Annotated in this window: 17 protein-coding genes, 3 tRNA genes and 1 pseudogene; 14 read left to right on the forward strand and 7 right to left on the reverse strand. The window is 51.1% G+C overall.

Annotation, left to right across the window (positions count from 1 at the left end):
- Positions 1 to 30: 30 nt before the first annotated feature.
- Together ACFVYJ_RS01175 and ACFVYJ_RS01180 are read left to right on the forward strand one after the other, a co-directional pair.
- On the forward strand, positions 31 to 2,247 hold the full coding sequence (locus ACFVYJ_RS01175; RefSeq protein WP_419414351.1) for a type I secretion system permease/ATPase: 2,217 nt from the start codon (positions 31 to 33) through the stop codon (positions 2,245 to 2,247).
- Positions 2,247 to 3,557, forward strand: a complete 1,311-nt coding sequence (locus ACFVYJ_RS01180; RefSeq protein WP_419414352.1) for an HlyD family type I secretion periplasmic adaptor subunit — start codon at positions 2,247 to 2,249, stop codon at positions 3,555 to 3,557. The genes ACFVYJ_RS01175 and ACFVYJ_RS01180 overlap by 1 nt, the downstream gene beginning before the upstream one ends.
- A 296-nt stretch (positions 3,558 to 3,853) precedes the next feature.
- On the opposite strand, the gene ACFVYJ_RS01185 is transcribed toward ACFVYJ_RS01180, so the two are convergent.
- From ACFVYJ_RS01185 to ACFVYJ_RS01200, 4 genes are all read right to left on the reverse strand, one after another.
- Complete coding sequence (locus tag ACFVYJ_RS01185) at positions 3,854 to 4,204, reverse strand: hypothetical protein (protein ID WP_419414353.1); 351 nt, start codon at positions 4,202 to 4,204, stop codon at positions 3,854 to 3,856.
- Between the two features lie 116 nt (positions 4,205 to 4,320).
- A tRNA-Pro gene (locus tag ACFVYJ_RS01190) sits at positions 4,321 to 4,397 on the reverse strand.
- Positions 4,398 to 5,275: 878 nt separating this feature from the next.
- Positions 5,276 to 5,352: transfer RNA gene (locus ACFVYJ_RS01195), tRNA-Pro, on the reverse strand.
- A 44-nt stretch (positions 5,353 to 5,396) separates the two neighbouring features.
- A tRNA-Asn gene (locus ACFVYJ_RS01200) sits at positions 5,397 to 5,472 on the reverse strand.
- A gap of 230 nt (positions 5,473 to 5,702) precedes the next feature.
- Between ACFVYJ_RS01200 and ACFVYJ_RS01205 the strand changes: the two genes are divergently transcribed.
- The 4 genes from ACFVYJ_RS01205 (at position 5,703) to ACFVYJ_RS01220 (ending at position 15,077) form a co-directional block, all read left to right on the forward strand.
- Entirely contained in the window at positions 5,703 to 9,413 is a 3,711-nt protein-coding gene (locus ACFVYJ_RS01205; protein ID WP_463254761.1) for a retention module-containing protein, read from the forward strand.
- Positions 9,414 to 9,591: 178 nt separating this feature from the next.
- A complete protein-coding gene (locus ACFVYJ_RS01210; RefSeq protein ID WP_419414356.1) occupies positions 9,592 to 11,001 on the forward strand; it encodes a Wadjet anti-phage system protein JetA family protein in 1,410 nt (469 codons plus the stop codon).
- On the forward strand, positions 11,002 to 11,649 hold the full coding sequence (locus tag ACFVYJ_RS01215; RefSeq protein ID WP_419414357.1) for a DUF4194 domain-containing protein: 648 nt from the start codon (positions 11,002 to 11,004) through the stop codon (positions 11,647 to 11,649).
- Positions 11,646 to 15,077 (forward strand): SbcC/MukB-like Walker B domain-containing protein, encoded by a 3,432-nt coding sequence (locus ACFVYJ_RS01220; protein ID WP_419414358.1) that lies wholly within the window; start codon positions 11,646 to 11,648, stop codon positions 15,075 to 15,077. Before ACFVYJ_RS01215 ends, ACFVYJ_RS01220 begins: the two co-directional genes overlap by 4 nt.
- Positions 15,078 to 15,098: 21 nt before the next feature.
- Here the strand turns inward: ACFVYJ_RS01220 and ACFVYJ_RS01225 are convergent, their stop codons facing one another.
- A complete protein-coding gene (locus ACFVYJ_RS01225; protein ID WP_419414359.1) occupies positions 15,099 to 15,770 on the reverse strand; it encodes a hypothetical protein in 672 nt (223 codons plus the stop codon).
- 145 nt (positions 15,771 to 15,915) lie between these two features.
- Between ACFVYJ_RS01225 and ACFVYJ_RS01230 the strand changes: the two genes are divergently transcribed.
- From ACFVYJ_RS01230 to ACFVYJ_RS01240, 3 genes are read left to right on the forward strand one after another with little or no spacing between them, the layout of a single operon-like run.
- Positions 15,916 to 16,281, forward strand: a complete 366-nt coding sequence (locus ACFVYJ_RS01230; protein ID WP_419414360.1) for a hypothetical protein — start codon at positions 15,916 to 15,918, stop codon at positions 16,279 to 16,281.
- Between the two features lie 36 nt (positions 16,282 to 16,317).
- Entirely contained in the window at positions 16,318 to 17,661 is a 1,344-nt protein-coding gene (locus ACFVYJ_RS01235) for a DUF3422 family protein (protein WP_419414361.1), read from the forward strand.
- A 15-nt stretch (positions 17,662 to 17,676) separates the two neighbouring features.
- Complete coding sequence (locus tag ACFVYJ_RS01240) at positions 17,677 to 17,994, forward strand: BolA family protein (protein WP_419414362.1); 318 nt, start codon at positions 17,677 to 17,679, stop codon at positions 17,992 to 17,994.
- 1 nt (position 17,995) lies between these two features.
- Here ACFVYJ_RS01240 and ACFVYJ_RS01245 read toward each other — a convergent pair whose 3' ends face one another.
- Positions 17,996 to 18,463, reverse strand: a complete 468-nt coding sequence (locus ACFVYJ_RS01245; RefSeq protein ID WP_419414363.1) for a methylated-DNA--[protein]-cysteine S-methyltransferase — start codon at positions 18,461 to 18,463, stop codon at positions 17,996 to 17,998.
- A gap of 175 nt (positions 18,464 to 18,638) precedes the next feature.
- On the opposite strand from ACFVYJ_RS01245, the gene ACFVYJ_RS01250 reads away from it, so the two are divergent.
- The 3 genes and pseudogenes from ACFVYJ_RS01250 (at position 18,639) to ACFVYJ_RS01260 (ending at position 22,029) form a co-directional block, all read left to right on the forward strand.
- Positions 18,639 to 20,417, forward strand: coding sequence for an ABC transporter ATP-binding protein (locus ACFVYJ_RS01250; protein WP_419414364.1), 1,779 nt, complete (start codon positions 18,639 to 18,641; stop codon positions 20,415 to 20,417).
- Between the two features lie 96 nt (positions 20,418 to 20,513).
- A pseudogene (locus ACFVYJ_RS01255) lies at positions 20,514 to 21,431 on the forward strand (phospholipase D-like domain-containing protein); the annotation flags it as partial.
- 136 nt (positions 21,432 to 21,567) lie between these two features.
- A complete protein-coding gene (locus tag ACFVYJ_RS01260; RefSeq protein ID WP_419414365.1) occupies positions 21,568 to 22,029 on the forward strand; it encodes an outer membrane lipoprotein in 462 nt (153 codons plus the stop codon).
- 55 nt (positions 22,030 to 22,084) lie between these two features.
- Here ACFVYJ_RS01260 and ACFVYJ_RS01265 read toward each other — a convergent pair whose 3' ends face one another.
- The gene (locus ACFVYJ_RS01265) at positions 22,085 to 22,669 is read right to left on the reverse strand and encodes a YecA/YgfB family protein (RefSeq protein ID WP_419414366.1); all 585 of its coding nucleotides are present in this window, start codon (positions 22,667 to 22,669) and stop codon (positions 22,085 to 22,087) included.
- A 128-nt stretch (positions 22,670 to 22,797) separates the two neighbouring features.
- Here ACFVYJ_RS01265 and recQ point away from each other — a divergent pair, with 128 nt between their 5' ends.
- Complete coding sequence (gene recQ / locus ACFVYJ_RS01270; RefSeq protein WP_419414367.1) at positions 22,798 to 24,924, forward strand: DNA helicase RecQ; 2,127 nt, start codon at positions 22,798 to 22,800, stop codon at positions 24,922 to 24,924.
- Positions 24,921 to 25,337, forward strand: coding sequence for a YqaA family protein (locus ACFVYJ_RS01275; protein WP_419414368.1), 417 nt, complete (start codon positions 24,921 to 24,923; stop codon positions 25,335 to 25,337). The genes recQ and ACFVYJ_RS01275 overlap by 4 nt, the downstream gene beginning before the upstream one ends.
- Positions 25,338 to 25,343 lie beyond the last annotated feature (6 nt).

Raw genomic sequence — 25,343 nt, forward strand, 5'->3', positions numbered from 1 at the left:
CTTTTTTGCGTTTAATTCAGGATGAAAAAAATGGCAGATAACACGCCGACATCAATTGATAGCCAAGTTATAGCCGGGTCTGCTTCACATTTTGACCCACTGCTCACGTCCTTGGTTATTCTGACCAAGTTGCATGGCAATCCGATGAGCCCGGATAGCTTGAGTCAAGGCTTGCCCCTGGAAGGTAACCGGCTGCCGCTACATGTATTTCCGCGTGCTGCGAAACGGGCACGTCTTTCATGCCGGTTGCTCAAGCGAGAGATTGCTGAACTCAGCCACCTGGTAACGCCCTGTATTCTGTTGCTGAAGAACGGTAACGCCTGCGTGCTGGTGGATCTGGATGAAAGCCAGCAGCGTGCTCAGGTGATTTTGCCTGAAGCGAGTGAGGCGCAGGGCCTGGAAGGTGAAGACCGCAGTCATGGTGCTACTGACATCAGCCTCGAAGAGCTGGCAGAGGATTACTCAGGCCATCTGTTGGCAGCTAAACCGGAATTCCGTTTTGAAAAGCGGGCGCAGCAGCACCTTAAACTGGACACTGAGCACTGGCTGTTCGGCACGTTGGGGCTCTCGTGGCGGATCTATCGGGATGTGATACTGGTCTCTATCCTGATTAACCTGTTTGCGCTGGTTATGCCGCTGTTTACCCGCAATATTTATGACCGCGTTGTGCCGAATAATGCCATTGAAACGCTATGGGCACTGACCATCGGTGCCATCATTATTTTCAGCTTTGATGCGCTGCTTAAAATGATGCGCAGTTATTTTATCGACCTTGCAGGGAAAAAAGCCGATCTATTGCTGTCATCAGAGCTGTTTTCCCGGGTGATGTCGATGCGGATGGAAAAACGTCCGGCCTCGGTAGGGTCGTTTGCCCGTAACATTCAGGAGTTCGAGAGCATCAGGGACTTTGTGACCTCCCTGTCGGTTACCACGCTGGTCGATCTGCCGTTTATGCTGCTGTTTCTGGTGGTCATTGGTTTGATCGGTGGGCCTGTAGTGTGGGCACCTATTGCCGGTATTTTATTGCTGGTGCTGGTGAGTGTGCTGCTCCAGCCACTGATTAAAAATACCCTGGAAAAATCATCCCGTGCGTCTACCCAGAAAAGTGCGTTGCTGATCGAGGGGCTTAATGGCCTGGAGTCGGTGAAAACGACTGGTGCAGAAGGGCAGTTGCAATCTATCTGGGAAAATTCTGTCAGCCATATCGCCGACTGGAATATGGCGGGCCGCAAGTATTCTAATTTGGCCGGCACCCTTGCCGCTTATGTCGGGCAGCTAGTGAATATCGGCATGCTCGTAATCGGTGTCTATCTGATTGTTGCTGGCGACCTGTCGATGGGTGGGTTGATCGCCTCAGTCATGCTGTCCAGCCGGGCCATGCAGCCCATGAGCAAGCTGATCAGTTTGGCGACCCGTATTAACTCGACCCGTTCGGCGTATCAGTCGGTTAAAAACATTATGGAAATCGAGGTGGAACGCTCGGACGATAAAAAATATGTCTATTTTCCAGAAGCGAAGGGCGATATTACGTTCGAAGAGGTTGATTTCAATTATCCGGATGCGTCATACAAGTCACTCTCCAAGGTCAGTTTTAAACTTCAGCATGGTGAAAAGCTCGGCGTCATTGGCCGGATAGGTTCAGGAAAATCAACACTGGCGCGTCTGGTGTTGGGTTTGTATCAGCCGATTGAGGGTCGGGTTGAAGTGGATGGCATTGATATCAAACAGATAAATCCTACCGATCTTCGACGTCAGATCGGCGCAGTGAATCAGGACCAGGTGCTTTTTTATGGCACTATCCGGGACAACATTGTGATGGGCGTACCCCATGTTGAAGATGTAGTGATTTCACGCGCGGCGGAAATGGCAGGGGTGATGGACTTTGCTGCACATCATCCAGAAGGTTTGGATATGAACGTGGGTGAACAGGGTAAGTGTCTGTCTGGTGGGCAACGGCAAGCGGTGCTGCTGGCCCGTGCCTTGTTGTTGGATCCGCCCATTCTGTTACTGGATGAACCCACCGCCAGTATGGATAACTCGACAGAGCAGCGTTTTCTGCAGCGGTTGGAAAAAATTCTGCCGGGTCGCACCCTGATTCTGGTGACCCACAAACCCAGTACTTTGCATCTGGTCGATAAACTGATGGTACTTGATAGTGGACGTATGGTTGCCTATGGCCCGAAAGGAGAGGTCATGCAGCAGTTAACCGGGAATGGAAACTCTCAGGATGGGAAGGGGCAGGCATAATGTTTAGTAAACAGTCCAAACTGCAACAAGATCTAGAGTTTACTGCTGACAAGCGCAACATGGTGCTGTTGGAAGCCCCTAAAGGGGCTCGATCCATGGTATACGCTATTGTGGCGTTTTTTATCATTATTCTGTGCTGGTCATTGCTGGCAGAGATTGATGAAGTGCGCAAAGGTGAAGGGATAGCTGTACCGATTCACCAGATTCAGAAAATCCAAAACCTTGAAGGGGGCATTCTTAAGTTACTGGCGGTGGAAGAGGGGGACAGGGTTATAGCGGGCCAGACACTGTTGATTCTGGACGATGCTCAGGTGGGATCCTCTGAAGAACAGATTGCGATTGAATTAAAGAGTTTACAAGCAAAAGCTGAACGCCTGAATGCTGAAATTAATGACGTGCCGCTGAACCAAGAGGATTTCATTAAAGAATTTCCAGTCTTGGCCAGTAACGAAATTAGTCTGTTTACGTCCAAGCAGGAAAAATTGAACCAAGATCTGGCCGTGCTACAGTCTAAACTTGAGCAAAAATCAAACGAAATTACCGAACTTGAAGGTCAGGTGAGAAATGGTAAGCGACAGTTATCACTGGCCAATCAGGAACTGAAAATGATTTCTGATCTTCGGGACTCGGGTGCTGTTTCAGAAATAGAAATTATTCGTGCGCAGGAAAAGTCGACGGATATAAAAAAAGAGTTTCAAAGTGCGGAGTCGCGACTGAAGCGTGTTCAGGAAGAAAAGAACGAAATTCGACAAACGATTGAGCAAACCCGTAACGACTATACCAATGAAGCCCTGAAAGAGCGTGATGAGGTGTTGTTACGGGTCAACAAACTTCAGGCGCAGCAGACTGGGGTAAAGGATAAACAAGACCGCACTACAATGTCATCGCCACTGGATGGCATTGTGAAGAAGATTAACGTTAATACCATTGGTGGCGTGATTCAGCCTGGCATGACCGTGATAGAAATCGTTCCTTTTGGTGACAAGTTACTGGTTGAAACGAAAATTCGGCCTAAGGATATTGGTTTTATCCATCCGGGCATGAAAGCCAAGGTTAAATTCTCCGCTTATGACTTCGCAACCTATGGCGGCATGGATGGTCAGGTCAGCCAGGTTTCTGCTGATGCGATAACCAATGAGAAAGGGGAGTCGTACTTTTTGGTGAAGGTTGAAACCGACAGGGCTTATCTGGGCAGTGTGGATAATAAACTTCCCGTCATTCCTGGTATGAGAGGTGAAGTGGATATAGCAGTGGCCAAGAAATCGGTGTTTGCTTATTTCTTTAACCCCATCCTGAAAGGTACGAAGTAAGTTTTCAGCTGACCTGACTAATAAAACCTCGAACGGCACGCGGCAACGCCCGGTTGTGTCATTCGAGGTTTTTTACATTATAACAATCGGCTGAAGGGTCTTTCGGTTAGCTGTATTGATCATCCGACAAGCTTGTCGGATCTGCATAATCGGTTCTGTGTGCGTTACTAGCGACGGGCGACGGCAATGTTAAGGTTCTGCTTTGCAACGTGTTCAGATAATTACTGTATACGCAGTATTGACTGCGATCATCGCTCAGTTTCACCAAACGATGATGCTGTGTCTTAACAACGAGATTAGGACGTTTTTACCAGGCGAACAGAGGAATTTTTGACCATAGCTGACAGCTTTTCTGTTGCCAGATCAATATCAACACGGATTGGACGATCGGTTATCCGTCGGCCGTGACTGGCTTTAGAACCGCGCTTGGATGAGCCTGCGTGATTCAACACTTTGCTTTCGCTACTGCGGCGGTCAACAAGGCGCTTGCGCCGTTCAGGACCTGTGTACTGGTTGAAGTGATATTGAATAAACCACTCTTTTGCATGAGCCAGCGTTGGAAAATGGGCGCTGATACACTGGTTGTTGTCATCCAGCCAAAAGTAGATGACCTTGTAGTCTTCAAAATCTTTAACAAGCTTCGGCATAATACTGCGTGATTAACCTGATATAAAACGTGGATATTCTATGAATGTGACAGGTGTCTGTCTTTAAGATTTTTTCTTAACTCAGAAAAATGTTCGGAGCCAATTGTCACGGAAGCTGGTCGGAGTGACAGGATTTGAACCTGCGACCCCTGCCTCCCGAAGACAGTACTCTACCAAGCTGAGCTACACTCCGATTGGGTGCGGATTCTATCAACCACTATAGCTAAAAGTAACCGTGTAGCGGTGGTTGCAGGAAATATATTTCCGTTACACTGGATTGTCAGGTAATGGGGTAACCTGTGCACACCTCACCCCAATGTCTGCCATTGACGTATAGGGGTACTGACAGGTCGAACATCAGCTTCCAGTGTCTCTCCGGTAGGTCTGCAGCAGGAAAGCTGCTTCGTGCTGGCCGACAGATTGGTAATAGTTGTCTGCAGATAACCGATTAATGCATTGTCTTGATCGACCTGTCTTATGATGTCAGAGCACAGTCTGCCAATGCGGCGAAGTCTGGCTTGAATAAGGCGTTATCGGGCGCTGCTTTGGGCTGCTGTGCTGTTTTCAGTTGGTATGTAACGGCTTGCATTCAAGCTGCAGGGTAAGGTTGTTACCTGTCAGGCTCACCGGGGGAGGTCGCGTCGACTTGTGCGCTGAAGGTCTCGATAGCCTGATTATGACCTATACCTAATGCCGTTCGTCGGGCTTTGAAACTGGTCAAACTGTATTCATTACTGTTTGTTCAGTAAGCAGGGCAGATACACTCGCCAGCGATTCAAGAATGTCGAAGGATATTGCTGATAGATCAAGAGTGGACGACGTCATTATCTGTCTGCTCAACTGCAGAATTGATGAGGGTAGCTTGATGGGCATATCAGCGGCGTGCCGAAGCTGAACTTTAAACGCTTGTTATTGGCTTCAATCAAAGTTAAATGCAGTGGTGGTACAGCGGAGGTGGAGATGTTGTTCGATTATGTGTCTGATTTATTCATGCGGCTATTTAACAGCACGGATAGATGGAACAAAGTATAAGGAAACCGAACGGAAGTAATGGGTGAAGACTGGAGAAGATGGTCGGAGTGATAGGATTCGAACCTACGACCCTCTGGTCCCAAACCAGATGCGCTACCAAGCTGCGCTACACTCCGACGGCGATTTTCTTTGGTGGAAAATCATACTTTCAAAGTTTAGTTGGCTCCCCGAGCTGGACTCGAACCAGCGACCAATAGATTAACAGTCTACTGCTCTACCAACTGAGCTATCGGGGAACACCTCGAAAGTGCGGCGTATGTTAATGAGCATTCCTAAAGCCGTCAAGGGCTTTTTGCTGAATTTTGGGGGTGTCTCGTCAGCCTCAGGAAAAAATAAAAAGTTGTTTGAAAAACAAACATAAATGTACATTTTTTGTACCGATTGTACCTCAGTACAGTAGGCGTCTTGGTTGACAGTGTTTATAACTAGTTACAACAAGTAAAACCAATGAGACAGGATTGCAGCCATGAGTGTTATAGGAACCGTAACCGCCCTGACCGGTAAAGTTGTTGCTGTTAAAGCTGACGGCACCGAGCGAGTATTGGCCCTGGGTGACGAAGTGCTTGCCGACGAACTGGTAAAAGTCGGCCCGGATAGCCACATTGAAATCTCCACGCCAAATGGCATGGTTGCTTTGGACAGCGGCCAACAGTGGCTGGTGACGTCCGAAGCTTATGCTGATCTGGAAAATTTTGATCCGGCTGATGCCATTATCCAGAGTCCTCAGGTTTTACAGGCAGCGCTGGATGCTGCAGGCAACTTGCCTGAAGCCGCACAGGCTGCAGATAACGCACAGGCAACTGAAGATCCTGCGCTGGCACTGACCGGTGAGCAGGGTTCTGATGTTGATGCCATCCAGGCAGCGATCTTGGCGGGTGAAGACCCAACAGCTGTTGCAGAAGCAACTGCTGCTGGTGAAACCGCAGCAGGTGGTCAGGAAGATAACGGGACATCGACTGTTGTTATCAGCCGTACTGGCGAAGAAGTCACACCGGATGCAGGTTTTGGCACCACGCCAGAGTCCTACAGCTTTACTACGCCAGAAGAAGAAGAGTTTGGCCTCATTCTGCCGACTGTCAGCGTAGAGGTTGAAGTCGAAGTTGAAGTTGAGGGCCCGGTAGATCCTGAGCAGCCAGAAGTGCCGGATACACCAAATGAAGCGCACCCTGTCCTTGTCAGCGGCAACAATATCCTGATTCTGGAAGGTTCCGACGCGCCAGAAACCAACGAAGTGACTTTTAACTTGGTGCTTAGCGAGCCTTTCGCTGACGATGTAATCGTGACGTACCAGTTAAACAGCGGCACCGCTACTTATGGTGAAGACTGGACGAATGGTGATAATCCAGACCATATCTATACAGTGACCATTCCTGCGGGTGAAACCAGCTTCCCGGTTACCATTAACATTGTTGAAGATAAATTGGTTGAGGGTGATGAGACTCTCACCATTAAACTGCTGAGTGCCGACAATGCGGATATTAACCCTGCGTCCGACACCGGCACAGTCACTATTTATGATGACGATACTGCGCCAGTGGCGAATGATGACGCGAATAGTATTACTGACGGTGAAGAAATCAGCTATACCGTTTCCGGTAATGTACTGGATAATGATACCGATGAAGATGGCGATGCTGACCCAGGCAATGGCCTCTTGTCAGTGGTTGATGCGCCGGTTGTAGTAGGGCATGAATATGGCACCCTGACTATTCAGGCTGATGGTAGCTATGACTTTACCTTGAATGCAGCTGGCATTGAGGCACTGATTGCCCTGACAGATGATCAGTCAGCTGAAGTGACGTTTGATGATGCTTACCAGGTTACCGATGGGGTTAACCCTGGCTCCATGGCTGATGTCACTATTACCCTGAATGGTATCGGCACCGATGCGCTGGTAACAGATGATGCGCAAGCGGTGACCGAGGACGCTGACGATCCGACTCTGAGTGTTAGTGGTCAGGTATCAGTTGATGACAGCGATGCAGGCGAAGATGCCTTTGATAACAGCACTCTGAGCTTCGGCACCCGTACCAACTCTGATCCATCCGACCTGGATGCAACCCAGCTGGGTACGCTGACACTGGATGATGACCAGGGTAACTACACCTTTACTGTCGATAACGCGGCAGTTCAGTACCTGGATGCCGGTGATACCATCGTGCAGACCTGGACTGTAGATTCACTGGATGGCAGCGGCACCAGTACTATTACTATTACCATCAACGGTACCAGCGATGCACCGATAGCCAATGCTGATACTAACTATGTTGACGAAGGTATCGATGATGCCGATTCCGCGTTGATCTCCGGTAATGTGATAGTTGGACAGGCCAATGGCTCAGATGCTGCTGAATCTGCTAATGGTAGTGAAGCATATGCAGATGTGGCTGATACCGATGTCGATTCACCGACGTTGCAGGTGGTTCAGGTTACCGGCAATGGTGCTCCTGTAGGTGATGGATCATCACCGATCAGTGCTGCGACTGTTGTGGCTGGTCTATACGGTACACTGACCATCAATGCCGATGGTTCCTACAGCTATGATCTGGATGATACCAACCCAAATCTGGATGCATTGAACGTGGGTGACGAGTGGAATGATAGCTTTACCTACACTGTTTCTGATGGTGTGCTGACGGATACCACTACACTGACGATCACTATTAACGGCCAGGATGATGCGACCCAGCTGGAGCTGGCGAAAGATGTCTGGTTGCCAGCAGACCCAAGTCAGTTGCCAGCTGAGTATGTCGATGGTTACCCGCTGAATATCAGTGTGTACGATGTGGATACGGATCTAACCATTACCTTTACTGATCTGGTGACCGCTGAGGTGAATCAGGCAGCGGAAGGTGATCCGGATAACTTTGTGTCTATCGGTAAGGTGGTGTATTGGGATGGTGATTCCTGGGAAGACGTGGCACTGAATCAGGAGTTTATTCTTGCAGCGGGAGACACCCTGCCTGAGTTCCGCTTCATCGCCAACGATGCTCTGGATGTCAATTTCATCACCGAGTCATTTGATGACGTTATTTCCTACACCGTAACGGGTGATGGTGTTAATGAAACTGCCAATGTCACCCTGCATGCCCTGCCACCAAATGCGCTGCCAGAGCAGTCAGCACAGGTGGGTAACGGTAGTTCGCCACTGACCTCCGGTAACGATCAGGAATCCAGCTTGGTGTTGGAGCAGTCACTGGTGAACAGCATCATTGCTGACCCAACTAACGGCTCTGTTACCCTGTTTACCGACTTCCAGCAGTCACCGTTCAGTGTGCCTATTGATGTTGGCTCACAGGATGGTGCTCAACTGGAAGAAGAGGTTACTGCAACTGTAACGGTTGATGGTATCGAGTTTATGGTCATTGAAGGAACCGGCGTTGGTGGTGGTGATCTTGACCGCTGGGAGTATGATGCTGAAACCGGTTTGATGAAGTATGTCACCAGCTACACCGAAATTGTTGAAGTGGGTGGTACACAGACGCTGGCTGAATATCTGACAGCTAACCCACCATCTGCAGGCGATACATGGGATGTACTCTACAATGATGATGATGGCGGTAACTTCCAGGCTCGTTTCGTTCGCTTTGACTTCACTCTGGATGATCCGGGTGACCTGGGTGTCACTGCAGTGGGTACCAATGACCCGAACCTGATGTTCGGCTCCAATAATGGCGATGATCTCACCGGTGGTGCCTCTGACGATATCCTGTTTGGCCGTGAAGGCGATGATATCCTCTCCGGTCTGGCTGGCAGTGACTCCATTGTTGGCGGTAGCGGCAGCGATACCCTGATCGGTGGTACCGGCGGCGATATTCTGACCGGTGGTGGCGATGGCGACACCTTTATTCTGGGTGCTGGCGACGGTGATGGTGCCATGGATACCATTATCGACTTCAATACCGGTGAAGGTGATGTGCTGGATATCAGTGAACTGCTGGATGTCGTGGAAGATGCTACTACCCTGGATGGTTACCTGCACTTCGAATCTGTAGGTGCCGACACTGTGGTTCACATCAATACTGATGGTGACTACACTGCCAATACGCTGGAAGCGGGTAAGGATGAGCACACCATTTTGTTGCAGAATGTTGATCTGACAGCCGGTGGTACACTGTCTGATACCGATATCCTGAATAGCCTGTTGACCAATAACCTGAATACTGACGCTTCCTAAGGCCAGTCGCTAGGTAAGGTAAAACGCCCCGCTCTGCGGGGCGTTTTTGTTTCTAACTGGCTGAAAAAAAGCCAGAATAATCTTATATCTTCTCTGCCCTTATCCCTCCGGTTTTTTTCCGCTAGAATCGGTCAATTAAGCGAATAAATGACTCAACTCAGACGCGGATATCGCCTGAATGCTGTTCAACAAGCTGCCTGATCAACTTTTTATCCCGCTGTCCAGCCAGAACCGGCAGGTGTATCAGTCGGTTCTGCTGTCCCTGTCCGACCTGTTTTTTGATGAAGACCTGGTGGACCCCTTTGTGCCCAAAGATCTGGTGCGCTCGGCGATCGAAGATGCGGTGGTGCGCCTGGGCGTGCGGCGCTGGGAGCCGGAAGAGGGCGATGTCACCGCAGAAGGGCAACCGGATCTGCCCAGCTCCAGTGCGGAGTACTCCAGCCGTATCTATCGGCGTTTAGTGGAGACCGGTTGGCTGGAAGAGGAACAGCGCATCTATCGCACCTATGTGTTGTTGTCGCCGTCAATCAGTTTTCTGCTGCGTACCCTGGTGGCGATCGCCAATTTGGAAAAACGCAGCTATGGCGGTGCCGTACTGAATGTACTTAGCTCACTGGAATCAGCCATCAAAGATCCGGTAGGGCGGGGGATTACCCTGTCGGAGGCGGCTCAGACGGCATCTGACTTCAGTGCCCATCTGACCGATATGATGCTGGGGCTGCGAGAACTGAAGATCAATCTCTCCCAGAGCAACAACCCGCAGGAAATAGTGCGTAACTTTTTTGACCGGTTTGTTGAGCATATTCTGGTTTCGGATTACAAAACCCTGAAGACCAAGAATAACCCGTTCCGTTTCCGCCAGCAGATCTTGTCATTGCTGCGCGAGTTGCAGTTTGACAGTCTGACACTGCAGCATCTGACCGAACACTATCAACAGCAGTTTGAGATCAGTCTGTATGAGGCTGAAGCCAAGGTACATCAGCATATCAATCGGATTATCCGTATTTTTGAGTCGGTGGATCAGCGCCTGGCAATCATCGATGATTTCCGTTACCGGCTGGAAAAGCGGGTCTCGGATACCGTGCGTTATATGGACAAAACCACGCCGGGCATGGCCTCGCGTCTGTCACGGGTGATCACTCAGGTCGCCCGTCGGGATGGCCGCGAAATTCCGCGCATCAGCTCGCTGGACGCTGTGGGTTTTCTGTCTCCGGGCAGTATTCGTAATCCGATTAAACGTCGACAACCCGCAGAACCCAGGGTCATTACCCAGCAAGAGATCGATCCAAGGGTGCTGGAACTGCGGCAGCTGTTTAAAGACTATAAAGAGCGGCGGGAAGTGCGTATTGACCGTATCGAACTGTATGTCGAGCGACATCTGTTGGGCAAAGATCAGGTCAGTGCAACCGAGTTCAGTATTGAAAGCATTGAGGACTATATCTGCTTCAGTTATCTGCGTCATATGAAGTCGCTGGGGAAAAAGGCGCGCAAAACCACTGAGCAGTACGAGATCAATTTTCAGGAACAGTATGTAAACGTTGCCGACATGGTCGAATGTCGCGACTTTGTAATCCAGAGGAAAGCATAAATGCTAGGTGATTTGCAGAAAATCGTCAGTCGCAGCGATCAATATCAGGCCAGTGATTTCAGTCGGGCCGCCAACCAGCTGCTGACCAACCAGTTTCTTTATGCTGATCGTCCTGTGCACCGGGACAGTTATTTCCTGGTGGCTTCGCATATAGATTATTTCACTAATCTGTTTGAGGCCATCGGCTGGTCATTTGTCTATCAGCCGGATGAAGCCTATATGGGTATTTTACCCCAGGGTGAAGAGCGTTATATGCGCCTGAAATTAGATGAATCTCTGCTCTTGCTCTGTATTCGCCAACAGTATGAGCAGCGACTGGAAGGGTTTGAGGTGGAAGCCGGTCAGGCCTATACCAGCACTGACGAACTGCTGACCAGCTATGAAAACTTGACGGGTAAAGAGATACCCAATGAAACCCGTTTAAAAGAGATTTTGTCGCTGTTTTCCCGTCATGGGGTGATCGAGCGGGGCAAGCCGGAAGAATCCGCGCCGAAGAACATTCCGCTGAAGATTAACCCCATTATCCGTCAGGTGGTGGTGGAAGATTACATTCGCCAGCTTGAGGCACTTTGTGATCCTGAAGAAGCGGATGAAAGCGAAGAATCAACGGTCAGCCAGAACAGTGAACAAGAGGTGAGCGCACCATGAAACAACTGAATCGCATGGTTCTGGTTAACTGGTATGTGCTGGGTGCGGTAGAGATTCCCATCAAGGGCAATGTGGCCGTGGTTGGCCCGAACGGTTCAGGTAAATCGTCCCTGTTGGATGCGATTCAGACTGTGCTGATGGGGGGTAATAAACGTCACCTGAGTTTTAACGCCTCTGCTGGTGAGAAAAGTGAACGTAGCTTGCGTACCTACTGTCTGGGTTTTCTGGATGATGACGGGCGTAAAAATACTGCCCGTACGGATTCGCTGTGTTATCTGGCGATGAGTTTTTTCGATACCGAAACCGCGCAGGAAACTACCGTAGGGGTGGCGATCAGCGCCACTACCGCGTCTGCTGAAGAGGATGTGCTTGGCCGGTTTATTCTGCCGAACTGTGCCGTATCACTGGATGATTTCACCGAAAAAACCGACCAAGGACGTTTGCCTAAACCCTGGCCTGTCGTACGGGAGAACCTGCTGAAGCAGTGTCCGGACATGATCCTGGAAAAACGCTCCAGTCGCTTTGTGCGGGAGATGGTGACCCTGCTCAGTTATGATACTCAGATGCCAAATGACGATGATAAATTCGTCAAAAACTTTAAAAATGCGCTGAAATTTGTACCCATTGATAGCCCGACCCGATTTATTCGTGAGTTTGTGCTGGATGAAAATATCGTTCATGTAGGCGGCTTCCGTAAATCCCTGGATGAATACAGGGCGATGGAACAAAAGACCCGTGAAGTGGCGAACCGGATCGGCGAACTTGAAAAGGTGCAGGAGCTGTGTGGCGGTATTTCACGCAATATCAAAAACGCCGCTGAATATGAGTGGGTGGTGCATGAAACCCGGTTTGAAGATGCCGACCTGAAAAAAGAAGATTCGGCTGAACGGCTGGAGCAGAACCAGGAAAAAGAAACCACCCTGCAGCAGGAATTGGATCTGAAGCAGGATGAACTGGGTCAGCTGATGCAGGACCTGGCCAATGCCCGTGCTGAACTGAACACCACCGACTCCGCGCACAAAGTGAAGGCACTGGAATCGTCCATTGCCGCTAAAACCCACGAAGTGAATGTGGTGAAAGAGCGTATCCAGAAGGTCTACAGCCTGATGCGTACCACGGTAAGTTTTGCCGAAAATAAGGACCTGCTGCCAGAGAAGTTTGCTCCCGCTGTAGAGGAGTGTGTCGCGTTATGGCGCAGCGGCCAGGATATGATGGCCGATATCTGGCCGCATGCTCCGGTTGAAGTGGATAATGTACTGGATAACCTGAAACAACAGATTGAAGGTGTGCGGCGCGAAGTGTCGCGTCGTTATGAGCAGTCTGTCGTGCGTATCTCTGAGTTGCGAGCCAGTATTCAGGATCAGAAACATGCGGTGGATGCCCTTAAGCAGGGGCATGCGCCGGTGCGGCGCAATACCCGCGACTTGATGGAGCTACTGCAGGAGTACGGTATTGAATCAACGCCTGTGTGTGAGTTAGCGGACATCAATGATGACAAATGGCGTATCGCCCTTGAGTCGTTCCTGGGTGCCCGGCGCGAAGCCCTGATTGTTGACCCGGACCGGGTTAAAGAAGCCATTACGCTGTACCGCCGTAAAGGCCGTCACCTGAAAGGTAGCCGAATTGTTAACACCACGAAAACCGGTGACTGGCTGAACCGCTACAAAGCCGGGTCATTGGCGCACTTTATCGACACTGACAATGATCATGCCAGAGCATATCTGAACCGTGCGTTGGGCGGAGTCATGGCGGTAGAAACGGAAAATGAATTGCTGCGTCATGAGCGGGCACTGACCTATGATTGCATGTTGCAGACTGAAGGTTCGACCACTGCGATCAACGAAATGCAGCCGATTATGGGCATTCGCCGCCGCGCTGATCAGGCCAGCCTGCAGGGTAAACAGGTCGACCAGCTGGTGCAGGAGTTCAGCCAGCTGGGGCGTAACCACGATAGCCTGGAAAAACTGCGCGATGGTTTGATCACCCTGCATAACGGCCTTGAGGGTATCAATGAACGGGTATTTGATCTGGTTAACCAGCGCGAACAGCTGAACACTGAAATTGAAGGTCAGCGTCAGGCTATTACCGATATGCGTAATCAGGATGATACCGGTATCCAACAGCGTATCAGTGATTTGGTGACAGAGCAGAAAGAGTCTGAGCAGATTCAGCGCAGCCTGATGGACAAGTTGCAGAAGGTGCGTACGGCCATTATCAAAGACACGGCCTCACTGGAAGTGCTGGATAAAGAACTGGAAGAACACGCCGCTGCGCGCACTGTATGTGAAAGCCGGGACGCTTTTGACGCCCAGGCTGCGCAGGAAAAACGTGATTATCTGGATGAATCCTGCTCGGGTGAACTGGAGCGGGTGATTTTCGAGGCCGCCAAACGGGCGCAGTCCGAATTGGCATTGCATGAGAAAAAGAAAAATGCCGTGCGTGATGGGGTAGCCCAGTACAAGGCTAAGTATCATGGCGGTGGCCTGAGTCATCAGCAGCTGGATAAAGTTACACCGGATTCCACTCACGCAGAGTTGTCAGAGTTTGTTGATGAAACCATTCAGGCATTGAAAGATTCTGAGTTGGCAAATTACAGTCAGAAAGCAGAGCGAGCCCGTCAGGAAGCGGAAACCGCATTCCGTTCTGACTTTGTCGCGCACCTGAATGACCAGATTAACAAGATTAAGGATCTGATCAGGGAGTTGAACCAGCACCTGAAAGGTCGTCCGTTCCACAAAGAGATGTACAGCTTCGAAATGACACCTAACCCGGAATTGAAAGATATTCTGGAGTTGGTAGAAGCTTATACCCAGATCGACGGGGCCAACGTTGGCTCATTGTTCGATATGAAATTTGATGGTGACCGGCCGCATAAAGACGCACTGACTAAGATCCATGAAGTGCTCAAAGATGAAGGTGAGAGCAGCCTGCTGCAGGACTACCGCAACTTTTATAACTTTGAATTGGTCGTGAAAGACCTGGATGGCAACCGCAAAACTACCCTGACTCAGCGTATTAAAACGGGGTCCGGTGGTGAGCATCAGGTGCCGTTCTATGTGGCGATTGCCGCTGCGTTGGGTGCAACTTACCGCCTGCGCGAGAGCAGTGACGGTAAACCGCTGGGGGGTATGAGTCTGTCGGTATTTGACGAAGCATTTAACAAGTTGGACTCTGAAAATACCGTAACTTCTCTGGGCTTTATGAGTGATCTGGGCCTGCAGACCATTATTGCTGCGCCGGATGAGAAATACTCACTGCTCAGTTCCTGTATGGATACCATTATCAATGTTTGCCGTGATGGCCGGGTGGTGGACCTGGATGTGGAGTTCCCAACCCAAAAAGGGCGTGAGTTGCTGAATTCAGATAATCCGCTGAAAATCATCGCGCAAAGCGCTGCAGAGGAAGCTGAAGCGACGGCTGAAGTGTGATCTCTGTGTTGCAGTAGGCTGTCAGAGCAGTCGTGGTTCAGGCCATGTCAGCTTGGGTATCAGGCTGGCAATCGGCTGACCATGCAGTAGTAGAAACAACCGGCCTTCACGCAGCTCACCCGAGCAGGGTTGATCCTCTTCCAGCAGAAGCTGAATTAATTCGTCTGCTGCGGGTGTTGCCGGGGGAGCAGAGGGTCGTAACTGACTGCCTTGCAAATATACCTGTTCTGAGCGTAGATCCTGAAACTGTTGATGGCTGATCATGCGGCAGAGGCTAAGGTTGTCCCAGCGTTGCGGCTGAGCCGTTAAGGGTTTTAACAGCCCGGTCTGTTGCGGCGGCAGCAGTTTTTCGCGAGCAAATACCTTGCGTGCGGTCAGATCCGTATGGACTTGCAACAATGCGTTATCCCGCACGTTGCTGCTGAAATCCATTTCATTTAAACCGTTAATCAGCGTCTCGAGCTGCCAGTTGCAGGCTTTTATCAGTTGCCAGGCGGGTTCCATGCTGTTGCGGGAACCCAGGCTGTACTTGATCGCGTCGCCGTGTTCAGGAAACAGGGTTAGCTGCAGGAAGCTGCTTTGAAAGTCCACCAGGCAAACAGGCTGCTCCACATAGCAATATGGCTGCTCACGCCGGCAGAAGGTGATCCACTGGTCACGTGTGTTCAGGCTGGGTAAAACCCGGATATTCACAGGTGGGCACTCATGACGGATAATCGGTTGGTTATGCTTAGCAGGTAGATGCGAGTATAACTAAATCAGGCGATGGACTTAACTTTTCTTACCAGGGATCGGGTACTGCCAGCCTTTTCTCGCATAGGTTTTAAAGGATTTACAGATGAAATTGCTAAATCGCTCGGCATTTGTGGTGCTGCCTAAGCAACCTTTTGTTGATTGGACTAATGGTCTGGATGTGGATGCAGATGGGTTGCATCAGCATCTATCACTGGATGAGCAGCGTCGGGAGGGTACGGTATATCTGATTGATGAGGTTGTCAGTGAGCATGATTTTGCGCAGTACCTTGAGCGCTGCTGGCAGTCGATTTTTCAGAATGAATTGTCTGCCTGGGATGAACTCGGTGACCTGTGGCCGCCAACGGTGGACTTTGACATTTTTCAGCAGTGGTTTGATGTTTACCCCCAGATCATGGCGATAGACTTGAGTGAAAAGCCGATGCTGCTTGCACAGCTTGAGGGTGTCTGAGTAAGATAAGATTTTGTTTTATATGGAGTTGAAGGCATGGAACAGGGCATAAACCTGCATGGTCTGACGGTGCATCCCTTGCGGGAGTCCTTGTATGAGGAGCTGCACTCACGTCCTTTCCAGGTCATACCATCCCCCGCACGGCTGACGCATATGGCGGTGATGTGTTCGCCGGAGCAGTGTGTCGAGCAGTTTGAACACTTGAAAACGCTGTACCTGCATTTTGGCAAGCAACCCCCGGAACGAGATCAACTGTGCTACCACGTTGATTTTGGCAAGTTACGGGTGCGGCGTGAAAAACACATGGAGTTCACGACCTACACTTTTATCAATACCGAGGCTGAGCAAGGCGGGAACCCTTTTGATCACACCGGGTTATCCCTGCTGCCAGAGGGGTGGTTGGCCGGTATCCCAGGCACGGTAATTTCTGCGTTCCATGTTGCCACTGAAGATTCGCGTCAGACCCATGAGCTTAATCTGCCGTTGGTTAAACGGTTCTTTGAAGGTATGCGCTTGGTGGGCAGCAGCCCGCAGCAGGGTGATGCAAGAGTCTGGACCACCTTTCAGCTGCATAGCGATGGCTTTGGTCGCTTCCTGATTTACAACAAGCAAATGAGTGACAGTCAACTGGGTCGTCTGACTCAGCGAATTATGGAGATTGAAACTTACCGGGTGATGGCGCTGTTGGCACTGCCGATTGCCCGTGAGTTCAATCCGCAACTCAGTGAGATGGATCGGCAGCTGGCGGCGATTACCGCCTCGCTGGCGGACTCTTCGGGCGGTATCGAAGAGAAGGCAATTCTGGCGCGGCTGACTGACATGGCCGCCTGGGTGGAGGATTGCCGCGCCCGCTCTACATTCCGTTTCAGTGCGACTTACGCCTACCATGAGTTGGTGATCAAACGGCTGGATGAGCTGCGGGAAGATGAAGTGTCTGGCCATTTGACCATTACTGAATTTATGACCCGCCGTCTGACACCTGCGGTTCGCACGTGCCAAGCGATCAGCAGCCGGCTGGAGGATCTGTCCAAACGTATTGACCGGGTATCAGATATGATGCGGACCCGTGTCGAACTAGCCATTCAATCGCAGAACCAGGCGCTGCTGGAATCAATGGATCAGCGGTCTAAAATTCAGTTGATGATGCAGCATACCGTAGAAGGGCTATCGGTCGCGGCGATCAGTTATTACACCATTGGCCTGACCAAACATCTGTTCGATGCCCTGTATAATAGTGGCGTAGAGTTTAATAAGGATCTGGCCCTGGGCATTGCTGTGCCCATAGTTGTGACCACCGTTGCCTTGATTACACGTAAGATTCACAAACGATTTACTAAATTGGCCGGGGTCATTGAGCCGGGTCGTCCAACTGCAGATTAGAATTGGTCAGAGTATATGAGCATTGCCAGTACCATCGAAGCCAAATTGCGAGCCGCCATTGGGGTGCAGCATCTCCATTTAGAAAATGAAAGTCATATGCATTCCGGTACTGCCACCGAAAGCCACTTTAAGCTGACATTGGTGGCCGGCGACTTTGCTGATAAACGATTGGTGCAGCGACATCAGCTGATTTACGGCCTGTTAGCTGAAGAACTGCAAGGGCCAGTCCATGCGTTGGCGCTGCATCTGTTTACGCCCGAGGAGTGGCAGGCACGTAGCGGCGAGGTGATGCCATCACCCACCTGCTTGGGCGGCTCTAAAGCGGACCCATAATTCAGTTTTTCAGCGGCTGCTGTTCTAGTGACAACAGGTAATTTTTCTGCGATAACCCTCCGCTATAGCCGGTGAGCTGACCTTTGCTGCCAATCACCCGGTGGCAGGGTATCAGAATCGGAATCGGGTTACGGTTATTGGCCATGCCAATGGCGCGGGCTGCCCGGGGGTTGCCAATTTTGCGGGCAAGGTCGCCATAGCTGCAGGTCAAGCCATAGGGGATATCCTGCAGTGCCTGCCATACCTGTTGCTGAAAAGGCGTGCCCTGAGGACGTAGGGGGAGGGTAAACCGGTTGCGCTGTCCGCCGAAGTATTCACTTAGCTGTTGGATGCAAAGGTCAGTGACGGGATTGCTGACCAACTCGGGTACCGTTTCACCATCGCGCATAAAATGGATGCTGGTAACAGCGTCATCGTTAGCCTTGATCAGCAGGGTGCCCAGCGCGGTGTTCATCATGGTGGCATACATGGCAAGACCCTCCTGTATCGGGTTTAACAAGTCGCAGCGTTGGAGATGCGAACCCAGTGCCGTTTTTATGATCCTACTATAGCAGCCGCAGGCTCCGGACGAACAACAGCGGCTGACGGATTTTATCTATTCAAGTCAATCCAGGGTTTGCATTACACCAATACAGGATCTGCTTTTGAAACAGTTTTATGACTGGAAATACATCATCCAAGTAGCGCTGGAGCACAGACCCGCGCTGGTGAAGGCGAATCTGATTGCCTTTTTGGCGGCGCTGGCTTCGGTGCCCTTGCCACTGTTTATGCCATTACTGGTGGATGAGGTGTTGCTGGATCAGCCGGGTACGGTGGTCAATCTGCTGAATGGTTTTTTCCCTCCGGCATGGCATGGGCCGGTGCTGTATATCTCGGCGATTCTGGCGTTTACTGTGATTCTGAGGTTGATTGCGCTTGGCTTTAACGTCTGGCAGGCGCGGCAATTCACCATTATCTCCAAAGATGTTATCTACCGTATTCGCAGTGGGCTGTTGCAACATTTGCAGCGGATCTCGATGGCAGAATATGAAACGCTGGGCAGTGGAGCGGTGGCTTCAAGGCTGGTGACTGACCTGGATACCATTGACCGGTTTGTTGGCAGTTCGGTGAGTCGCCTGTTGATCGCAACACTTTCTGTGCTTGGCACCGCCATCATTTTGCTCTGGATGCACTGGCAACTGGCGCTGTTTATTTTGTTTTTAAATCCGGTGGTGATCTATTTCACGACCGTGGTGGGCAAACGGGTTAAGCAGCTTAAGAAAAATGAAAACCAGGCCTATGAACTGTTTCAGGCCGCATTGACAGAAACTCTGGAAGGCATTCAGCAGATCCGCGCCAGCAACCGCGAACAGCACTACCTTTCCCGGTTAATGGATGACGCTCGGCATGTGCGGGATCGTTCGACTGCGTTTGAGTGGAAGAGTGATGCAGCCAATCGTTTCAGCTTTATTCTGTTTATGGTTGGGGTGGATCTGTTTCGTGCCCTGTCGATGCTGATGGTGGTTTTCTCTGATCTTAGCATCGGCGAAATGATGGCGGTATTTGGTTACCTCTGGTTCATGATGGGCCCGGTACAGGAGGTGCTGGGTATTCAGTACGCTTATTACGGTGCCAATGCCGCTCTGGCGCGCATTAATGGCTTACTGGCCTTGAATGAAGAGCCGCATTATCCGGCAGAAATAAATCCGTTTACGGATACTCAGGTGGCGATTCGCATTGAAGATGTACACTTTGCCTACGTGCCAGGTCAGGAGGTATTGCAGGGTGTCTCTCTACAGATTCCGGCCGGGCAGAAAATAGCGCTGGTCGGGGCCAGTGGTGGCGGAAAATCAACGTTGGTTCAGGTGTTGCTTGGCTTATACCCCGCCAGGACAGGGCAGGTGTATTTTAATGATGTGCCGGTGACCCGTATCGGATTACCCAGGGTGCGTGAGCACGTTGCAACGGTTTTGCAACAACCTGCGTTGTTTAATGGCACCGTGCGCAGCAATCTGGAGATGGGGCGTGAGTTTACGGATCATGATCTGTGGCGTGCCTTGTCAGTGGCGCAACTAGATGAGCTTGTCAGGCAGCAGGATGAGGGATTGGATACTAGAGTGGGCCGTCAGGGAATCAGGCTGTCGGGTGGCCAAAGGCAACGCCTGGCGATTGCCCGTATGGTACTGACGGATCCCAGTGTGGTGATCTTGGATGAAGCAACCTCTGCGTTGGATACTGAAACTGAGCTTGCGTTACATCAGGCACTGCAGCGCTTTCTGGCTGGACGTACCACTATCATTGTGGCTCATCGCCTGAGTGCGGTGAAACAGGCTGATCATGTTTATGTGTTTGAGGATGGTCGTATCTGTGAACAGGGTGGCCATGAAGAGTTGCTGCAGAATAAAGGCTTGTACGCCCGTTTGTATGGAGAGTTTCAAACGTGATTAAACTTGCTCAGGATCGTGATGCGTAAACGTTTTCCCTGGCGCCAGGGCAATGCTATCGAGTTGATGGTGGATGGCGAAAGCTTTTTTCCGCGCATGCTGTCGGATATTGACCAGGCCCGGCATAGCCTGTTGCTGGAGTTCTATTTTGTGACTCCAGGCATGATTGCCGATAAGTTTATTGCGGCGCTATTATCAGCGCGTCAGCGCGGCGTCATGGTCAAGCTGATTGTGGATGGTTTTGGCGCGTACAAGTTTGTTCGCAGTGAAGCAGCCCGGCTGCAGGCTGCCGGCATCGATATGGTGGTTTACAACCCGCTTAGTGTGCTGAAGCTGACCCATAATTTTGCTCGGGATCACCGTAAATTGATGGTGGTTGATCAACAGGTTGCGTTCATCGGGGGTACAGGTCTCAGTGATGTATACTGGTTGGCAGAGGAGCAGGGTAGTCCATGGCATGAACTGATGGCACGGGTTGAAGGGCCAGTGGTAACTGACATGGTCAGCCTGTTTAACCAGCTCTGGCAGCGCTGCACTGCAGAGCATTTGAACCCGGGCGGTGCTCTGGGTCAGACTCGCGGTGATGTGGATCTGCGGTTGCGTACGGTACAGGGGTTGTATCAGCAGGATATTAAAAGCAGTTTCCTGCACCGGGTAAATAGGTCGCAGGAAAAGATCTGGCTCATGACCGCCTATTTCTTGCCTTCGTTTTCGATTCGGCATGCCTTGCGCCAGGCGGCTCAGCGCGGAGTGGATGTGCGTTTGATTATTGCCGGCCCCTATACCGACCAACCCTGGGTATTTCATGCATCGAAACGGTTTTACCGACGATTGCTGGCAGCAGGCGTGAGAATCTATGAATATCAACCCCGTTTTTTGCATGCCAAAATGGCGGTGGTTGATGACTGGGCAACGCTGGGTTCCTGTAATCTGGATCACTGGAACTTGCGTTGGAACTTGGAAGCAAACTTAGAAATACATCAGCTACAGTGTATACAAGAGATGACGGAGATCTTTGGCCGCGACCTGCATCACTGTATTGAAGTGACCTATGCGGACTGGCAAAAACGCCCTTGGCATCGGCGCTTGAAAGAAGTGGTTTGGGCTTGGATCAGTCATCTGGTTTTAAAAATAAAATGAGGTATTTACCATGAAACGGATATGGATAGTAATCACTCTCGCTATGATGGTGGTGCTGACAGGTTGTGCCAACAACCTCAGTGGTAGTACCTATTCCCGCAGTGAAGCCCGTAAGGTGCAAACTGTGAACTATGGCGTGATTGAAGCGGCTCAGCCAGTGGTGATTGAAGGCCGTACTGAGGGTGTGGTGGGTACTGGCGCAGGTGCTATCATTGGTGGTTTGGCGGCCAGCGAAATTGGTGGTGGTAAGGGCAAGAGTATCGCCACCATCATTGGTGTGGTGACCGGTGGTATTCTGGGTCAGAGTATCGAAGAGTCAGCGACGCGTGCCCAGGGACAGGAATTGACGGTCAGGTTGGAAAACGGTCAGGTTATTTCGGTTGTGCAGGAGGTGGCTAATGGGCCTTTCTTCCGTCCGGGGGACCGGGTTCGGGTATTGCAGCGTGGCAGTACGGCCCGTGTAACCTACTGATGATTGTATGCTTAAAAAAGGCTGCCAATGGCAGCCTTTTTTATTTGGCAATGGTTTATTTTTCGGGGCTGTGGAAATACAGATACAGGTCAACCAGCAAGTCCGGAATCTCCTGACACATCTGTTGGCTCAGTTCGCTATTTTTGCGGATCGCCAGAATGTCGCTTTCGTCAAACAGGTCAGAAGCGACCATGATCGGCAGTAACATTTCAGCCACGTCCTCTTCGGTACCTGGATTGAACCAGTCCTCTTCATTGGTAAACACACCTTCCATAAAGGCTTGTGCCCACCAGGACAGGGATGAGATATCTTCATCCTGTTCGGGTTCAAGAGTCAGGTCGCAGGGCAGCTCTAGTGGCTGGTCGCTGTAGAGGTCGCCACCAATCTGGGTGTAATAGCGTTGCAGCAGGGTTGTGAGCTCAGCTTCTTCCTGTTCGGATGCCCACTTGGGGGTGCCGTCAAAAATCAGTTCCAACCGCTCTGCTTCCGGGCAGGCTTTGGGGCTAATATTCAGGGCAGAGAACAGACCGTGCACACCAATCAGATCGAGACTGTCTTCAGACACTGCGTCGGAATAGAGAAAATCTTCCAGTCGGTCGAGTTCGGCGTCGGTGAGTGCGTGGGTTAGAGAGAGGCTCATGGCGTAATTTCCCAGTCGAATGACATTTGCGCTGATTGTATCCTGCTTGGCCGCAATGGGCAGCTTATTTATCCGCTTATAGGCTTTTATCCAGTGACAAGCTAACACGCATTCAGGATAATCAGGTCATGATGGATGAAGCCCTGCAGCGCCTGCGTGACGTTTTCGGTTACGAAGCATTCCGACCGCCACAAGATGCGGTGATTGCCACATTGATGCAAGGGCAGGATTCACTGGTGGTCATGCCTACCGGTGGGGGAAAATCACTCTGTTATCAATTACCGGCACTTTTGTTGCCCGGTACCGCGATTGTCGTCTCTCCGCTCATTGCCTTGATGCAGGATCAGGTCACCGCGCTGTCCCAGCTTGGCATTCGTGCGGGCTGTCTTAACTCCAGTCTTGACCAGCAACAGGTGTTTGCCACTGAGCAGCAGTACCGCAGCGGTGAACTTGATCTGTTGTACGTAGCGCCCGAGCGTCTGCTGCAGTCGAAAACCCTGCAGTTGTTGCAGCAGGGACAGGTTGCTCTGTTCGCTATCGATGAAGCGCATTGTGTGTCCCAGTGGGGCCATGATTTCAGACCGGAATACTTGCAGTTGAACCAACTGCGAGAGATTTTTCCACAGGTACCACGCATCGCCCTGACGGCAACCGCTGATCAGCGAACCCGAGATGAAATTCATCAACGGCTTGGCCTGCAGCAGGCAAAGGATTTTATTCAGGGTTTTGATCGTCCTAATATTCGCTATCGTATTGGCCAGAAAAACAGTGCGCGGCAACAGTTATTACGGTTTATCAAAGCGGAACATGCTCAGGATACAGGCATTGTTTATTGCCTCTCCCGTAAACGGGTTGATGAGACCGCAGCCTGGTTATGTGAGCAGGGGTTTACTGCCTTGCCTTATCACGCCGGGCTGGAACCTGAGTTGCGTGCCTATCATCAACATCGCTTCCTCACGGAAGAGAGCATCATTATGGTGGCGACCATTGCTTTTGGCATGGGCATTGATAAGCCAAATGTTCGCTTTGTTGCGCACCTGGATCTGCCGAAAAGTATTGAAGCCTATTACCAGGAAACCGGGCGGGCGGGGCGTGATGGTTTGCCCGCTGATGCCTGGATGGTTTATGGCCTGCAGGATGTGATGTTTTTGCGGCAGATGCTGGCGGGCTCTCAAGCACCGGAGAGCCAGAAGCGCATAGAGCAGCAAAAGCTGGAAGCGATGCTTGGGTTGTGCGAGGTCACCAGCTGCCGCCGCCAGGTGTTGCTCGGTTATTTTGGTGAGGATGAGCATTCGCCCTGTGGCAATTGTGATACTTGTCTGGAGCCCGTCTCGGTATGGGATGGCACTGATGCCGCACGTAAGGCATTGTCTGCAGTGTATCGCTCAGGTCAGTGTTTTGGGGTCAATCATGTGGTCGATATCCTCTTAGGTAAAAGTAATGATAAAACCCGCAGTCACCGGCATGAGTCGTTATCGACTTGGGGGATTGGTGCTGATCTGGACAAGGCTCAGTGGCGCTCAGTGTTTCGGCAATTGATTGCCCGTGGTTATCTGGGCGTGAATCTGGAAATGCACGGCGTGCTGCATCTGACTGAACGCTGCCGTCCTCTGCTGCGTGGTGAAGAGCAGGTTGAACTGCGCCGGGATCAACGACAGCAAACCGCTTATGGTCAGAGCAAGCGTCCGCAAAATCAACTGTCAGCTGAAGATTATAAACTCTGGGAAGCTCTGCGCGCTTGTCGGCGCAGGCTGTCCGATGCTCAGGACGTACCGCCGTATGTCATTTTCCATGATGCCACGCTTATGGAGATGGTGATGTACTGTCCGGTGACGGATGAACAGTTGCGCCGCCTTAGCGGTGTAGGTGAGCGTAAACTGGCACTGTATGGTGATGCTTTTCTTGAGGTCTTGCGTGAGCATGTGGCTGCCGCTGCAATTGATACTCCTGACCTGCAAGCGGAGCAGTCGGTGGTTTTGTTTAAGTCCGGCATGACGGTGGCACAGGTAGCGCGTCAGCAGAAACTTTCTGATCGGGTGATCTATAACCATCTGGCTGGTGCGGTCAAGCAGGGGCAGCTTAATGTCGATGAAGTCGTGGAATTACCTGCCGCTGAGCGGCAGCAGATAGAGCAGTTAATTCTTGAGCACCGCACTGTGTCTGGCCTGTCATTGAAGCCGGTGTATGAGGCACTTGATGGTCAGTATGAAATGGGGTTGCTTCGCTGCCTGGGTGCAGCGCTGGAGCCCGCATGAACGATGCTGATCTGCTAGGACTGTTTGCTAGCGGATTTGTTGCATCGACTCTGCTGCCGGGGGGATCAGAGCTGCTTTTTGCCTGGTTGCTGATCGAACACATATATCCTTGGTGGTTGCTGTGGTTGACGGTGACCGCCGGTAATACCCTGGGTGGCTGGCTGACCTTTGCCATGGGCGTCTGGCTGGCGCATTACCGACCTTTTACAGCATTTGAAAAACCTCAGCATCAACGTGCCAAACGGTGGCTTAACCAATATGGTGCGCTGATTTTGTTGCTGTCCTGGTTACCTTTGGTGGGCGATCCGCTGTGTTTACTGGCGGGTTGGCTACGAACCAATATCTGGTTCAGTGCTAGCATGATCCTGTTGGGCAAAGCAGCACGTTATCTGGTGATAGCAGGTCTGGCATAGGAGAGT

It is taken from the genome of Pontibacter sp. JAM-7, from assembly GCF_048548695.2.
Classification (GTDB): domain Bacteria; phylum Pseudomonadota; class Gammaproteobacteria; order Pseudomonadales; family Balneatricaceae; genus Neptuniibacter.